Origin of the sequence: Azonexus hydrophilus DSM 23864 (assembly GCF_000429605.1) — a bacterium.
GTDB lineage: Bacteria > Pseudomonadota > Gammaproteobacteria > Burkholderiales > Rhodocyclaceae > Azonexus > Azonexus hydrophilus.
The window spans coordinates 406,683-419,883 of the sequence record NZ_AUCE01000012.1 but is presented as its reverse complement, the minus strand read 5'-3'; the positions used below and the strand labels follow the sequence as shown (position 1 = coordinate 419,883).

At 63.2% G+C, this 13,201-nt stretch carries 12 protein-coding genes; 3 read left to right on the top strand and 9 right to left on the bottom strand.

Going from position 1 to position 13,201, the window contains the following annotated elements:
* Positions 1 to 19: 19 nt before the first annotated feature.
* Positions 20 to 637, bottom strand: a complete 618-nt coding sequence (rlmE, locus tag G471_RS0106150; protein ID WP_028994575.1) for a 23S rRNA (uridine(2552)-2'-O)-methyltransferase RlmE — start codon at positions 635 to 637, stop codon at positions 20 to 22.
* A gap of 32 nt (positions 638 to 669) precedes the next feature.
* Here rlmE and G471_RS0106145 point away from each other — a divergent pair, with 32 nt between their 5' ends.
* Positions 670 to 1,017: a YhbY family RNA-binding protein gene (locus G471_RS0106145; protein ID WP_028994574.1), complete on the top strand. Its 348-nt coding sequence runs from the start codon at positions 670 to 672 to the stop codon at positions 1,015 to 1,017.
* A gap of 1 nt (position 1,018) precedes the next feature.
* Here the strand turns inward: G471_RS0106145 and G471_RS0106140 are convergent, their stop codons facing one another.
* The 7 genes from G471_RS0106140 to G471_RS16835 form a co-directional block, all read right to left on the bottom strand.
* Positions 1,019 to 1,480, bottom strand: coding sequence for a DUF4149 domain-containing protein (locus tag G471_RS0106140; RefSeq protein WP_028994573.1), 462 nt, complete (start codon positions 1,478 to 1,480; stop codon positions 1,019 to 1,021).
* Positions 1,481 to 1,482: 2 nt separating this feature from the next.
* Positions 1,483 to 1,959: a transcription elongation factor GreA gene (greA, locus tag G471_RS0106135; protein WP_028994572.1), complete on the bottom strand. Its 477-nt coding sequence runs from the start codon at positions 1,957 to 1,959 to the stop codon at positions 1,483 to 1,485.
* Positions 1,960 to 2,028: 69 nt separating this feature from the next.
* Positions 2,029 to 5,235 (bottom strand): carbamoyl-phosphate synthase large subunit, encoded by a 3,207-nt coding sequence (gene carB / locus G471_RS0106130; protein ID WP_028994571.1) that lies wholly within the window; start codon positions 5,233 to 5,235, stop codon positions 2,029 to 2,031.
* Between the two features lie 21 nt (positions 5,236 to 5,256).
* The gene (gene carA / locus G471_RS0106125; protein WP_425387148.1) at positions 5,257 to 6,447 is read right to left on the bottom strand and encodes a glutamine-hydrolyzing carbamoyl-phosphate synthase small subunit; all 1,191 of its coding nucleotides are present in this window, start codon (positions 6,445 to 6,447) and stop codon (positions 5,257 to 5,259) included.
* Positions 6,448 to 6,531: 84 nt separating this feature from the next.
* On the bottom strand, positions 6,532 to 9,087 hold the full coding sequence (locus tag G471_RS16840) for a response regulator (protein ID WP_051295308.1): 2,556 nt from the start codon (positions 9,085 to 9,087) through the stop codon (positions 6,532 to 6,534).
* 5 nt (positions 9,088 to 9,092) lie between these two features.
* Complete coding sequence (gene dapB, locus G471_RS0106115) at positions 9,093 to 9,899, bottom strand: 4-hydroxy-tetrahydrodipicolinate reductase (protein WP_028994569.1); 807 nt, start codon at positions 9,897 to 9,899, stop codon at positions 9,093 to 9,095.
* Positions 9,900 to 9,902: 3 nt separating this feature from the next.
* On the bottom strand, positions 9,903 to 10,385 hold the full coding sequence (locus G471_RS16835) for an outer membrane protein assembly factor BamE (protein ID WP_051295343.1): 483 nt from the start codon (positions 10,383 to 10,385) through the stop codon (positions 9,903 to 9,905).
* A gap of 96 nt (positions 10,386 to 10,481) precedes the next feature.
* On the opposite strand from G471_RS16835, the gene fur reads away from it, so the two are divergent.
* Both fur and G471_RS0106100 read left to right on the top strand, forming a co-directional pair.
* Positions 10,482 to 10,937 carry a ferric iron uptake transcriptional regulator gene (fur, locus tag G471_RS0106105; RefSeq protein ID WP_028994568.1) on the top strand — a complete coding sequence of 152 codons (456 nt, stop codon included), beginning with the start codon at positions 10,482 to 10,484 and terminating at the stop codon, positions 10,935 to 10,937.
* A 9-nt stretch (positions 10,938 to 10,946) separates the two neighbouring features.
* Positions 10,947 to 11,546, top strand: coding sequence for a TMEM165/GDT1 family protein (locus G471_RS0106100; protein WP_043420943.1), 600 nt, complete (start codon positions 10,947 to 10,949; stop codon positions 11,544 to 11,546).
* Here the strand turns inward: G471_RS0106100 and recN are convergent.
* Positions 11,543 to 13,201: a DNA repair protein RecN gene (recN, locus tag G471_RS0106095; RefSeq protein ID WP_028994566.1), complete on the bottom strand. Its 1,659-nt coding sequence runs from the start codon at positions 13,199 to 13,201 to the stop codon at positions 11,543 to 11,545. The two genes, G471_RS0106100 and recN, sit on opposite strands and share 4 nt — an antisense overlap.

The window sequence follows — 13,201 nt, the reverse complement described above, 5'->3', positions numbered from 1 at the left end:
ACCATTCTAAACAAAACCATCACCGCAATGTGCGGCCGAGCAAGTAAATCTCCGGGCTACGGTCACGCGAAGCATCCGGTTTACGCACGGCGACGGTGCGGAAAGTCTCACGCATCGCCTTGACGAAAGCCTCGTAATCGCTGCCCTGGAAAACTTTGACCAGAAAAGCGCCATCAGGTTTCAAATGGGCCCGCGAGAACTCAAGCCCCAGTTCCGCCAGGTGCATCACCCGGGCCTGATCGACCAAGGGTACACCTGACATATTGGGGGCCATGTCGGACATTACAAGCCCTACCCGACGATCGCCGAGTTTTTCTTCGAGTTGCTGCAGGACCTCGTCCTCGCGAAAATCGCCCTGGATGAAGTGCACACCGTGGATCGGATCCATTTCAAGCAGATCGAGCGCGAACACCAATCCGCCGCCGCCAACCCGCTGCACCGCCACCTGCGACCAGCCGCCCGGCGTTGCGCCGAGGTCAACGACCACCTCGCCATGCCGCAGCAACTTGTCCTTGTCGTCGATCTCCATCAGCTTGAAAGCGGCTCGCGAACGCCAACCCTCCTTCTTGGCGAGCTGGACGTAGGGGTCGTTCACATGCTCGCGCATCCACGCCTTGCTGGTTCTGGTTCGTTTCATTCGGTAAAATGCCGTTTTTGAAAGGTTTTCACATGCAACAACTGAACTCTGCCCAGGTGCGCGAACTGCGCGCCCAGGCCCATGGCCTCAATCCGGTCGTCTCGATCTCCGAAAACGGCCTCACTGACGCCGTCCTCAAGGAAATCGACGTCTGCCTGAAGGCACACGAACTGATCAAGATCCGCGTCTATGGCGACAGCCGCGAGGATCGCCTAGCCTACTACGAACGCATCTGCCAGGAACTTGCCGCGGCGCCGGTACAGCACATCGGCAAACTGCTGGTCGTCTATCGCGAAAATCCTGAAAGTTCTGCGCCGAAGAATACGGCAAAACCGCGTCCGGCGGCACCGCGCCGCACCAAGCGCAGCTTCCAGGGCTGATTCAGCGCAGACCTCGCCCGCTCCACAAAAGCAGCCACAGGCCGAGCAGGCTCTGGATCAGATATACGATGCTGGAGATGCCGTGCCAGGTGGCGAAGCGATCGCGGGTCACGCTCGCCATCGCCTCCTGGGCCACTGCCGCCAGCTTGAGTTGCTCCATCAAGGGCTGAATCCCGAACAACTGGGCGGCCGCCAATGCCGCCATCAGCAGGACCAGCCATAGCCCAGCAGCGCGCAGGGCACGCAGGCCATGCCGGGCGAGCAGAAAAACAAACAGATAAGCCGCCGCCCCCAGACCAATCCAGCCAATCAGCGCAAACAGCTTGCCGGCAACCATGCCGGCCAACTGTCGGTCACCGAGATTGGCGAACAGGACCGGCGCCACCAGATAGCCAATCACCCACAAACCACCGATCCACAGGGTGATCGCAAACAGATAGAGGGCTTCCGACAGGCGGCGCATGCTTATTCGTAGCGGATGTCGAGAATCTCGAATTCCCGGATACCGCCAGGCGCCTGCACCTGAGCGATATCGCCGGCGTACTTGCCGATCAGCGCCCGGGCCATCGGCGACGCCACCGACAGCTTGCCATTCTTGATATCGGCCTCGTCCTCACCGACGATCTGGTAAGTGAAGACTTCACCGCTGTCCTGATCCTCGATCTCCGCCGTGGCGCCAAACACGCAGCGACCGTCGGCATCAAGCAGTTTGGGATCGATGATCTGGGCGTTCGACAGCTTGCCTTCGACTTCCTGGATACGCCCTTCGATGAAACCCTGGCGCTCCTTGGCGGCATCGTACTCGGCGTTTTCGGAGAGATCACCGTGGGCACGCGCCTCGGCGATCGCAGCGATCACCCAGGGGCGATCGACGGTCTTCAGCCGATGCAGCTCCTCGCGGAGTTTCTCGGCGCCAGTTACGGTCAACGGAACTTTGCTCATGTCTTTTCCCTGCAAAAGCAAAACCGCCGGCGCCCGGAAGGGACGACCCGGCGGTGGTTCTGGTTGGTCTCAGTGAAGCTGCGCGTGCAGCGTCTGAATCGGATACACCACAAGTTCGCCCAGGTTGCGGATGCCTTCGGCAGCCGCTTCGGCACCCCAGATCGTCGTATACATCGTCACCCGCGCCTGCAGGCCCGAGGTCCGGATCGAGCGCGAATCGTTGATCGCGCCGCGCTTTTCCTCGACGGTGTTGATGATCAGCGCAATCTCGTTGTTCTTGATCATGTCGACGATGTGCGGACGGCCTTCGGTGACCTTGTTGACCGGCTGCACCGGCAGGCCGGCAGCCTCGATGGCCTGCGCCGTACCGCGCGTGGCAACCAGCTGGAAGCCGGCCTCGTGCAGATGACGGGCGATCTCGACCGCCTTCGGCTTGTCGCTGTCCTTGACCGACAGGAAGACCTTGCCCGACGACGGCAGCTTGACCCCGGCAGCCAGCTGCGACTTGACGAAAGCTTCGGCAAAGCTGACACCGACGCCCATGACTTCACCGGTCGACTTCATTTCCGGACCGAGGATGGTATCGACGCCCGGGAACTTGACGAAGGGGAAGACAGCTTCCTTGACCGAGAAGTACGGCGGCACGACTTCCTTGGTGATGCCCTGGGCCTTGAGGCTCTTGCCCGACATGCAGCGGGCGGCGATCTTGGCCAACTGCAGGCCGGTCGCCTTGGACACATAGGGCACAGTGCGCGAGGCGCGCGGATTGACTTCGAGCACGTAGACGTCGTTGTCCTTGATCGCGAACTGCACGTTCATCAGGCCGCAGACGTTGAGCGCCTTGGCCATCAGCTTGGTCTGGCGACGCAGTTCGTCCTGGACGGCAGCGGACAGCGAGTACGGCGGCAGCGAGCAGGCCGAGTCGCCGGAGTGCACGCCGGCCTGTTCGATGTGTTCCATGACGCCACCGATGATCACTTCCTCGCCATCGGACAGCGCATCGACGTCGCATTCGACAGCGTCGTTGAGGAAGCGGTCGAGCAGCACCGGCGAATCGTTGGAGACCTTGACCGCTTCGCGCATGTAGCGCTCGAGGTCCTTCTGCTCATGGACGATTTCCATGGCCCGGCCACCCAGCACGTAGGACGGGCGAACGACCAGCGGGTAGCCGATTTCCTGCGCCAGACGCAGCGCATCCTCTTCGGTACGCGCCGTGCGGTTGGGCGGCTGCTTCAGGCCGAGGTCGTGCAGCAGCTTCTGGAAACGCTCGCGGTCTTCGGCGATGTCGATCGATTCCGGCGTCGTGCCGATGATCGGCACGCCGTTGGCTTCCAGCGCCAGCGCCAGCTTGAGCGGGGTCTGGCCACCGTACTGGACGATGACGCCGACCGGCTTCTCGATGGCGCAGATCTCCAGCACGTCTTCCAGCGTCAGCGGCTCGAAGTAGAGGCGGTCAGAGGTATCGTAGTCGGTGGACACCGTTTCCGGGTTGCAGTTGACCATGATCGTTTCGTAGCCGTCTTCGCGCATTGCCATCGCGGCATGCACGCAGCAGTAGTCGAACTCGATGCCCTGGCCGATGCGGTTCGGACCGCCACCGAGGACCATGATCTTCTTCTTGTCGGTCGGCTGCGCTTCGCACTCTTCGTCATAGGTCGAGTAGAGGTAAGCGGTGCCGGTCGCGAATTCGGCGGCGCAGGTATCGACGCGCTTGTACACCGGACGCACGCCCAGTTCATGGCGGCGCTTGCGGAACTCGGATTCGCTGGTCTTCAGCAGGTAGGCCAGACGACGGTCGGCAAAACCCTTCTGCTTCAGGAAACGGACTTCGTCGGCGGTCAAGGACGCAAATTCGCGGTTTTCCACTTCCAGTTCGAGATCGACGATCTCCTTGATCTGGGTCAGGAACCACGGATCGATCTTGGTCAGGTCGAAGACGCGCTCGACCGACATGCCGATGCCGAAGGCGTCAGCGACGTACCACAGGCGGTCCGGCGTCGGCCGGGCCAGTTGCTCGTCGATGGTTTCCGGATCGACCGTCTTCAGGTTGAAGCCGTCAACACCCACTTCCAGACCGCGCAGGGCCTTCTGCAGCGATTCCTGGAAGGTGCGGCCCATGGCCATGACTTCGCCGACCGACTTCATCTGCGTGGTCAGGGTATTGTCCGCCTGCGGGAATTTTTCGAAGGCAAAACGCGGCACCTTGGTGACGACGTAGTCGATCGACGGCTCGAACGAGGCCGGCGTCTTACCGCCGGTGATGTCGTTGGTCAGTTCGTCGAGCGTATAGCCGACCGACAGCTTGGCAGCGATCTTGGCGATCGGGAAGCCGGTCGCCTTGGACGCCAGTGCCGACGAACGCGAAACGCGCGGATTCATTTCGATGACGATGCAGCGACCATCCTTCGGATTGATCGAGAACTGCACGTTGGAACCACCGGTGTCGACGCCGATTTCGCGCAGCACGGCGATAGAGGCGTTGCGCAGCAACTGGTATTCCTTGTCGGTCAGCGTCTGGGCCGGGGCAACGGTGATCGAGTCGCCGGTATGCACGCCCATCGGATCGAGGTTTTCGATCGAGCAGACGATGATGCAGTTGTCCGCCTTGTCGCGGACCACTTCCATTTCGTATTCCTTCCAGCCGAGCAGCGACTCTTCGATCAGCAGCTCGTTGGTCGGCGAGGCTTCGAGACCGCGCTTGCAGATGGTCTCGAACTCTTCCATGTTGTAGGCGATGCCGCCGCCGGTACCGCCGAGCGTAAACGACGGGCGGATGATGGTCGGGAAACCAATCATCGCCTGCACCTGGTAAGCCTCTTCCATGCTGTGCGCGGTGGCTGACTTGGCCGAACCGAGACCGATCTTGGTCATCGCGTCCTTGAACTTCTGGCGGTCTTCGGCCTTGTCGATGGCTTCCTTAGACGCACCAATCAGTTCGACGTTGAACTTGGCCAGCACGCCTTCGCGGTCGAGGTCGAGCGCGCAGTTCAGCGCGGTCTGGCCGCCCATGGTCGGCAGCAGCGCGTCCGGACGCTCCTTCTCGATGATCTTGGCGACGACTTGCCAGGTGATCGGCTCGATGTAGGTGACGTCGGCCATTTCCGGGTCGGTCATGATCGTCGCCGGGTTGGAGTTCACCAGGATGACCTTGTAACCCTCTTCGCGCAGGGCCTTGCAGGCCTGGGCGCCTGAATAGTCGAATTCACAGGCCTGGCCGATGATGATCGGGCCGGCACCAATGATCAAAACACTCTTGATGTCTGTACGTTTCGGCATCGTTATCTCTCTCTGTGCCGCTTATTGCGCGTTATTGAGCGCAGCCACGCCGCGCGTCATGGTGTCGAGGAAGCGATCGAACAGGTAGGCCACGTCGTGCGGGCCGGGGCTGGCTTCCGGGTGCCCCTGGAAGGAGAAGGCCGGCACGTCGGTGCGGGCGATCCCCTGGTTGGAACCGTCGAACAGCGAGACATGGGTGACTCGCAGGTTGGCCGGCATCGACGCCGGATCGACCGCGAAACCGTGGTTCTGGCTGGTGATCAGCACCTGGCCGGTATCCATGTCCTTGACCGGATGGTTGGCACCGTGGTGGCCGAACTTCATCTTCAAGGTCTTGGCGCCGGAAGCCAGCGCCAGCAACTGGTGGCCGAGGCAGATGCCGAAGGTCGGCACGCCGGCGGCGAGGATCTCACGGATCGCGGCGATCGCGTAGTCGCAGGGTTCCGGGTCGCCCGGACCGTTGGACAGGAAGACACCGTCCGGTTTCATTGCCAGCACGTCGGCCGCAGGCGTCTGCGCCGGCACGACGGTCAGCTTGCAACCGCGCTCGGCGAGCATGCGCAGGATATTGCTCTTGACCCCGAAGTCGTAAGCGACGACGTGGAAACGCTCCTCGGCACGCTGCTTGTAGCCGTCGAGCGTCCATTCGGCCTCGCTCCAGGTGTAACGCTCGGTCGCCGAGACGACCTTGGCCAGATCCATGCCGGCCAGCCCGGGGAAGGCGCGGGCGGCGGCCAGCGCCTTGGCTTCGTCGGCTTCGCCGGCGAGAATGCAGCCGGCCTGGGCGCCCTTTTCCCGCAGGACGCGGGTCAGCTTGCGCGTATCGATGCCGGCGATGGCGACGATGCCGTGCTTCTTCAGGTAAGCGCCGAGATCTTCCTGGCAACGCCAGTTCGAGGCCAGGCGCGGCAGGTCCTTGACCACCAGTCCGGCAGCGTAGTTGGCGCGCGACTCGAAGTCCTCGGCATTGCAGCCGGTATTGCCGATATGCGGATAGGTCAGGGTGACGATCTGGCGCGAATACGACGGATCGGTCAGGATTTCCTGATAACCGGTCATCGCGGTGTTGAACACCACTTCACCGCTGGTTACGCCGTCGGCGCCGATGGATTGGCCCTTGAAAACCGTCCCGTCGGCGAGGGCGAGGATGGCGGGTGTGAATGAGGGCAGCAGCGACACGTCAGCTCTCCTGTAATTTTTCTGCTCGTTCATGTGCCAAGCGGGAAGGCTCGCGCCTCCCCGCTTGTGCTTTTTTAACCTTCCCATTCTAGCCGAAAAGAGCCTTTTCAGGCAAATTCAAGGCATTACACGCGTCTCGACAAAAGCTTCCAGATGCGGACGGATACGTTCCATTTCCGCCGCCAGTGAGGCGAACAATTGCAGGCCAGCAGCCCAGTCGATGACTTCCGCCATCATGTCGTTTTCGATACGTGCAGACAGGCTGCGCGCCTCCTCGGCATGGAACATCGCCACCAGGCTTTTCAGGGTATGGGCATGCATGCGGGCATCGACGGCGTCCTGAGCTTCGATGGCCTGCTTCAACCGCTCCAGGTGCCCCTGCCACTCGGCCAGCAGCATTTCAGCCATGGTTGCCAGCAGGTCAACATCGCCAAGATTATCCAGCGCCGCCTGCAGGTTGATCCCCGACACGTGCGGGCGCACACTCACCGGGCCGATCACCGAGACACGCAGCGGATCGTCACCACTCGCGCGCTCCAGCGCGGCATAAAGCACCTCGGGCCGCAGCGGCTTGGCGACGTAATCGTTCATCCCCGCCGCCAGGCAGCGCTCGCGATCGCTTTCCATGACATTGGCCGTCATCGCGATGATGTAGATCGGCTTCAATTCGTGCGAGATCACCCAGCTCCGGCGCATTTCGTGCGAACGAATGGCCTCGGTTGCCTCGATCCCGCCCATGACCGGCATCTGCATGTCCATCAGGATAATGTCGAAGCTTCCCTGATCGAACATGTCGACCGCTTCCGCCCCGTTGTTCGCCACCTTGACTTGATAGCCTTCGCGCTCAAGCAGGCGCAGGGCCAGTTCCTGGTTGACCGGATTATCTTCGACCAGCAGCACGCGATGGCTGCGTACCGCCGCCCGCCCCGCCGGCGCATCGACGTCGAAAGGCTCGAGTTCGACGACCGCCTGTGCCGAACCAGAGACTTCGGCCAGCCCCAGCGCCACTTCCACATCGCCGCCACCCACCGGCTTGACCAGGTGCACCGCCACGCCGAGTTCGCGCAGGCGAGCCAGATCCTGGCGCTGGTTCTCAGTCGTCAGCATCACCATCATGCGTTCGCGCTGGCCGCCAAGGCGCCAGTTCTCGACCATGGCCATGCCGGCCGGGGCGGCCATGGCCGCATCGACGAACAGGTAGTCGAAGGGGAAATCCATGGCCCGGCTCTTGTTCATGACTGCCGCCGCCTGCACCGGGTCGCTCACCAGCGAAACCTGCATCCCCATGCTCTCGAGCATGCCCCGCAGGCAGCGACCAGCAACCGCGCTATCTTCGACGATCAGGGCACGGCGACCACGATAGGCAGCAACAGGCGCCGATCCGACCACCGGCGCCGCCGGATCGGCGCGCAAGCCGACGGTGAAATGAAAAGTCGAGCCTTGCCCTTCCGCGCTCTCCAGCCAGATGCGCCCGCCCATCAGCTGCACCAGCTTGGCACAGATCGCCAGGCCGAGCCCGGTGCCGCCGTAGCGCCGGGTCGTGGACACGTCGGCCTGCGAGAAAGCATCGAAAATCGCCTGCTGCTTGTCAGCCGGCACACCGATACCGGTATCGCGGACCGACACCAGGATTTCGGTTTCCTTGATCGACGCCTTGCTGACCGACACCGATACCTCGACCTCACCGGCCTCGGTAAACTTGATGGCGTTGCCGACCAGATTGATGATCACCTGGCGCAGGCGGGTCGGGTCGCCGACCATGCGCCCCGGCACCTCCGGGCGGATGTCGACGACCAGTTCCAGGCCCTTGCGATGCGCATTGACGGCAACCACGCGGACCGCTTCGAGAACGACATCGTGCACCAGGAAGGAAACTGCCTCGACTTCCATGCGCCCGGCTTCGATCTTGGAGAAGTCGAGAATGTCGTTAACGATGGTCAGCAGGGATTCCGCCGACGATTTCACGGTTTTCAGGTAATGGCGCTGCTCGGCATCCAGTTCGGTATCGAGCGCCAGTTCGGTCATGCCGATGATGCCGTTCATCGGCGTCCGGATTTCATGACTCATGTTGGCCAGGAAAGCACCGCGGGCCTTGTTGGCCGATTCGGCCGACTCCTTGGCCGCGATCAGGGCCGACTCAGCCGCCTTGATCTGGCTGATGTCGCGTTGCAGGACCAGCATGCGCACCGGCTCGCCATCGGCATCACGGGCGGCGACTGCGCCACGGATCATGAACCAGCGCCAGGCACCATCCTTGGCCTTGAGGCGACATTCCAGCTCGAACCAACGATCCCGGCTGCTTGCATGGCGGGCAATCCTGGACTGCAGGTTGCGCAGATCCTCGGGGTGCAGCAGACGCTGCCACTGGACGATGGAATTATCGAGATCCTCCTGGAGATAACCCAGCATCTCCTTCCATTGCCGACCGGCATCGATGGAGCCGCTGCGCAGGTTCCAGTCCACCAATGCGTCGCCCGACAGGGCGGTGGTCCAGTTGTTCAGACCGGCATAGGCCACGTAGGAAGCATCGACCCGCTCGATCAGCTTCTCGACAGCCTGCGCCAGAACCTGCCCCCCCTGCTGCCGCGCTGACTCAAGCAACTGCCGCAGGGTGGCTTCGCCATCACCCCCGAACAATTCCTCAATCTGGCGCTGCAGCAGTCGGGATTTCATGGCTGTCAGCGGAAGCCGAGCACGTCCTGCATGTCGTAAAGACCGCTCTGACGGCCGAAAATGAAGCGTGCCGCGCGCAGGCTGCCCAGCGCGTAGGGCATGCGGCTACTGGCCTTGTGCGTGACTTCGACGCGCTCGCCGAGACCGCAGAACATGACCGTATGGTCGCCGACGATGTCGCCACCGCGTACCGTGGCAAAACCGATGGTCGACGGATCGCGCTCGCCGGTAACGCCTTCGCGACCATACACCGCGCAATCGTCAAGATCGCGACCCAGTGCGGCAGCAACGACTTCGCCCATGCGTAGCGCCGTACCCGAAGGCGCATCGACCTTCATCCGGTGATGGGCTTCGACGATTTCGATGTCGTAACCTTCATTGAGGATGCGCGCTGCCGTATCGAGCAACTTGAAAACCAGATTGACGCCGATCGCCATGTTCGGCGCAAAAACCACCGGCACATCCTTGGCGGCGGCGGCGATGGTGGCCTTGCCGGCCGCGTCGAAGCCGGTCGTGCCGATGACCATGGCCACACCCGCCTGACGACAGATTTCCAGATGCTCCAGCGTCCCTTCCGGGCGGGTGAAATCGATCAGGCAGTCAATCTGCTTCATGCCCGCAACCAGGTCGCTGATGACCACGACTTCGCTGTCCATGCCAACCAGCGCCCCGGCACTGGCGCCGATCACCGGGCTACCCGGGATATCGAAAGCGGCACCGAGAACCACCGAGTCATCCTTGAGGACGGCCTCGATCAACATGCGGCCCATGCGGCCGCCGGCACCGACGATGCCGATACGTGCTTTGCTCATTGCTTACAATCCAATACGGTTCATCATGCGCCGGAGGAAACCCGGCTCTTCGGGCGGCGGCAGGGGTTCCGCAGCACCATCCTCGCCGATCGAGCCGAGATCGACCATGCGCATTTTCGACACCGGCATCGTCAGCTCTTCGACCGAGGCCAGTTCAACATCGCCGGCGACGCGCTCAAGCTGTCCGTTGGCGTCGAAAAACACGGAAAACTTGCGCGACTGGACCTGGCCGCTACGCCCTTCACGGAAGCGATAGACGTAGTCCCAGCGGTCGCGGTGAAAAATATCGGTAATCAGGGGCGAGCCGAGAATGAAGCGCACCTGCTCCCGGGTCTGTCCGGGTTTCAGCTGGGCCACCATGTCCTGGGTCAGCACATTGCCCTGCTGGACATCGATCTTGTACTCGTTGATGAAACTCGGCTTGTACGAACAGGCTGTCAGCAGCACGCAGGCGGCGACAAGCAACAGGGAGCGGGAACGGCGCATGCGGATTTCCGGAAGTTTCGTATCGACTGTGAAGCGGTATATCATACCCGAAATCCTCACACTCCCAGCCTCGCAAAAAGAACAGGAATCCCCACGATGAGCGACCCGCAGAGCCTCAAGAGCATCGGCCTGAAAGCCACCTTTCCCCGCCTGAAAATTCTTGAGCTGTTCGAAAAGGGCACGATGCGTCACATGACGGCAGAAGACGTCTACCGCATGTTGCTGGCTGAAAACATGGACATCGGCCTGGCCACTGTCTATCGCGTGCTCACCCAGTTCGAACAGGCCGGCCTGCTGGAGCGCCACTTCTTCGAATCCGGCAAGGCCGTTTTTGAAATCAACCGCGGCAAGCACCACGACCACCTGGTCTGCATCGACTGCGGCAAGGTCGAGGAATTCTACGATCCGGAAATCGAACGCCGGCAGAACATGATTGCCGAGGAACGCGGCTTCAAGATCCAGGATCACGCGCTCTACCTCTACGCGCACTGCACCAAGGAAGCCTGCCCGAACCGTACCCAGGTTCCTGCCGACGATACCGCCGACCACTAAGAGTCACCGATGATTGAGGCAATTCCGCCGGGCAGCGGTGCCTGGCTGTCGTCGGTCGGCACCACTTTCCTGGTCATCGGCCTGGCCGAATTCGGCGACAAGAGCCAGCTCGTGTGCATGACCCTGGCCTCGCGCCATCGCGGCCTGCCGGTCGCGCTCGGCGCCATCGCCGCCTTTGCCGTACTCAACCTGCTCGCCGTGCTATTCGGTGCTGCTGTTGCCGCCTGGTTGCCGGGCTGGCTGGTAGCGCTGGCCGTCGCCGTGCTGTTCGCCGTTTTCGGGATCAGCGCCCTGCGCTACCGTGAAGAGGATGAGGACGAGGAAATCGAGGAAAAACCGGGGCACGGCATCTTCGCCACCACCTTCCTGCTGATCTTTCTGGCCGAATTCGGCGACAAGACCCAGATTGCCGTCGCCGGCCTGGGCAGCACCGGCAGCGCCGCCGCCATCTGGACCGGCGCCACGCTGGCGCTGGCCACCACCTCGCTGCTCGGCATCATCGCCGGCCGCCGCCTGCTCAACCGCTTGCCGCTGGTCTGGATTCACCGTGTCAGCGGCGTCTTCTTCCTGTTACTGGCCGCTTTCGCCGCCACCAAGGTGTTCGCCTAAGCGTCCAGGCGCAACAGCTCACGGGCGTGCTGCAGGGTGATATCGGTAATCTCGACGCCGCCCAGCATGCGCGCGATTTCCTGGACCCGGCCATCGTCGTCGAGTGCCTTGATCGCCGACAGCACGACGCCGTCGCGCCCCGCCTTGCTCACCTGCCACTGCCAGTCGGCCTGCGCCGCCACCTGCGCCAGGTGGGTAACGCACAACACCTGCCGCTCACGGCCGAGTTCGCGCAGCAGACGACCGACGATTTCGGCGACACCGCCGCCGATGCCGACATCGACCTCGTCGAAGATCAACGTCGGCACGCTGGCCGAGCGCGAAGTCAGCACCTGGATGGCCAGGCTGATGCGCGACAGCTCGCCGCCGGAAGCGACCTTGGCCAGCGGCCTGGCCTCGTTGCCAGCGAGACCGCCGATCCTGAATTCAACCTGTTCGAGGCCGTAAACCGCACCGCCATCGACCGGCAACAGCGCCACCTCGAAACGGCCTGAGGACAGCGCCAGCTGGCGCATGATCTCGCTGACCCGGGCGCCCATCTCGTCGGCAGCCTGGCGCCGTCCGGCCGACAGCCGCCCGGCGACTTCCAGATAGGCACTGCGCAGCGCATCGACACGCGCCTGCAAGCCTTCGAGATCGGCCGCCGCCGACAGTTCGGCCAGCCGCGCCTGCCAGCCGGCGAGCAGCGCCGGCAACTCGACCGGCGGCACCCGGTGCTTGCGCGCCTGGGTCATGACTGCGTCCATCCGCGCTTCTACTTCGGCCAGCCGCGACGGATCGAGATCGGCGCGATCAGCATAGCGGCGCAGCGTGGACACGGCGTCCGACAACTCGGCCTGGACCGAACCGAGCAGTCCGGCAACCTCGGCCAGCGCCGGATCGTAGTCGGCCAGCCCGGCCAGCCGGGTGGCGACGCGGTCGATCTGGCGCTCGCAGGCGGCGTCGTCCTCGGCGAGCACGGCCAGCGCGTACTGGGCGCCCTCGATCAGGCTGGCCGCATGGCCGAGGCGGCGATGCTCAAGGTCGAGTTCGGCCCACTCGTCGGCGGTGAAGGCCAGCGCTGCCAGTTCGCCAACCTGCCATTCCAGTTGTTCGCGCTCACGCAGTAGCGCTGCCGCCCCTTCGCTCGCGCTCCGCCAGGCCTGCTCGGCATCACGCCAGGCCTTCCAGGCGCCACCGACCTCGCGCGCCAGATCGCCCAGGCCGGCATGACCGTCGAGCAACTGGCGCTGCGCATCGGCGCGCAGCAGTGACTGATGGGCGTGCTGACCGTGAATATCGACCAGCCATTCGCCGACTTCGCGCAACTGCTGGACGGTCGCCGACGAACCATTGATCCAGGCGCGCGAGCGGCCGTTGGCGTCAACTACCCGGCGCAGCAGCAGCTCGTCGCCGACGTCGAGCCCATTTTCATCGAGCCAGGCGGCGACTTCGGGCACGGCGGCAACCTCGAAGGTGGCGGCGATCTCGGCCTTGTCGCAGCCGGCGCGGACGACGCCGGCGTCGCCGCGCTCGCCGAGCGCCAGGGCCAGGGCGTCGATCAGGATCGACTTGCCGGCGCCGGTTTCGCCGGTCAGCGTGCCGAAACCGGCGGAAAATTCGAGTTCGAGGCGGTCGACAATGACAAAGTCGCGCAGAGTCAGGTGGCGAAGCAT

What these genes read in the sequence shown, in the direction of transcription:
- G471_RS16835 (WP_051295343.1), bottom strand. Translation starts at nt 10,385, where the DNA reads ATGCGCCGTTCCCGCTCCCTGTTGCTTGTCGCCGCCTGCGTGCTGCTG.
- recN (WP_028994566.1), bottom strand. Translation starts at nt 13,201, where the DNA reads ATGCTTCGCCACCTGACTCTGCGCGACTTTGTCATTGTCGACCGCCTC.
- dapB (WP_028994569.1), bottom strand. Translation starts at nt 9,899, where the DNA reads ATGAGCAAAGCACGTATCGGCATCGTCGGTGCCGGCGGCCGCATGGGC.
- carA (WP_425387148.1), bottom strand. Translation starts at nt 6,447, where the DNA reads ATGAACGAGCAGAAAAATTACAGGAGAGCTGACGTGTCGCTGCTGCCC.
- G471_RS0106140 (WP_028994573.1), bottom strand. Translation starts at nt 1,480, where the DNA reads ATGCGCCGCCTGTCGGAAGCCCTCTATCTGTTTGCGATCACCCTGTGG.
- G471_RS16840 (WP_051295308.1), bottom strand. Translation starts at nt 9,087, where the DNA reads ATGAAATCCCGACTGCTGCAGCGCCAGATTGAGGAATTGTTCGGGGGT.
- fur (WP_028994568.1), top strand. Translation starts at nt 10,482, where the DNA reads ATGAGCGACCCGCAGAGCCTCAAGAGCATCGGCCTGAAAGCCACCTTT.
- G471_RS0106100 (WP_043420943.1), top strand. Translation starts at nt 10,947, where the DNA reads ATGATTGAGGCAATTCCGCCGGGCAGCGGTGCCTGGCTGTCGTCGGTC.
- carB (WP_028994571.1), bottom strand. Translation starts at nt 5,235, where the DNA reads ATGCCGAAACGTACAGACATCAAGAGTGTTTTGATCATTGGTGCCGGC.
- rlmE (WP_028994575.1), bottom strand. Translation starts at nt 637, where the DNA reads ATGAAACGAACCAGAACCAGCAAGGCGTGGATGCGCGAGCATGTGAAC.
- G471_RS0106145 (WP_028994574.1), top strand. Translation starts at nt 670, where the DNA reads ATGCAACAACTGAACTCTGCCCAGGTGCGCGAACTGCGCGCCCAGGCC.
- greA (WP_028994572.1), bottom strand. Translation starts at nt 1,959, where the DNA reads ATGAGCAAAGTTCCGTTGACCGTAACTGGCGCCGAGAAACTCCGCGAG.